Raw genomic sequence first — 900 nt, 5'->3', positions numbered from 1 at the left:
AACTGAGCTAAGAGAATAACAATCAATGCTGCAACAAGATTGATTAGCACCACTTTCTTCAGTAAATTGAGCAAAATTCCCTCCTAGAGCATAACGCCGCATTAAGGTGTGAGCAACGCAGCCACCTAACCTAAACCATTGCACCGTAAACACGAAACCCTACCTTGAACTGAAAATGCCAAGCGTTGGGAATCACTCTTAAATGCTTTGTTATGTTTTTAAGAAATTGGTTACGACAACCCAACTAATTTCTTAAAATCTTTTAAGCTATTGCATACCAGTCCAATACCGAAATCACCATTGTCTGCATGGTAAACTTTCCCGCTGTGTACTCCTGACAGGGAAATTAAGTATAAAGAATCATACGATAAAGCAACCGGGTATAAATGTTGTGCTTCTACAAAATCTTTGCTTATTTCAAAGTGCACCACATAATCTTCCAAGAAACCGAGATATTGATGAATCTCGATAACTTCGCGACTACTGCATATCTTTTCAAGAGATTCTTGCTGAGTGATGTTTCCGTAGTAATTGACTGTAAGTTCAATTTCTAATTCGGATAATTCACTACCAGCATAAGCAGTAAAAAACTCTATAAGCTCATCAGAGAGCTGATTACCGTATAGGTGATGAATATCTAGAAGGCTACTTTCAAAATCCATAACTTCAACCTGGGAAGAAAAACATAACGCCGCGTTAAGGGGCAGCAACGCACTACCACCAAACTTCAAATTACCACCGTAAACACAAATACCAAGATTTAAGCCAAAATCGCCACGCGTTGACTGTCCCTCTTGAACGCTTTGTTAGCTTAATTTTACGTCTTATGTCTTTTGTACAAAGAATCGACGGTGTATTCAAACAGTTCTTTAATGTGATGCTTGGCCTCCGGAATTGAAA

Annotated in this window: 1 protein-coding gene; it reads right to left on the bottom strand. The window is 38.7% G+C overall.

The genetic code is table 11. The features are described from left to right. Positions 1 to 230 precede the first annotated feature (230 nt). Complete coding sequence (locus tag IQR33_RS20715; RefSeq protein WP_193844009.1) at positions 231 to 731, bottom strand: hypothetical protein; 501 nt, start codon at positions 729 to 731, stop codon at positions 231 to 233. Between the last annotated feature and the right edge of the window lie 169 nt (positions 732 to 900).

The sequence above is a fragment of the Vibrio sp. OPT46 genome, from assembly GCF_015163535.1.
GTDB classification, from domain to species: Bacteria; Pseudomonadota; Gammaproteobacteria; order Enterobacterales; family Vibrionaceae; genus Vibrio; species Vibrio alginolyticus.
Note: the sequence above shows the minus strand (reverse complement) of the source record. Positions and strands in the feature narration are given on the sequence as shown.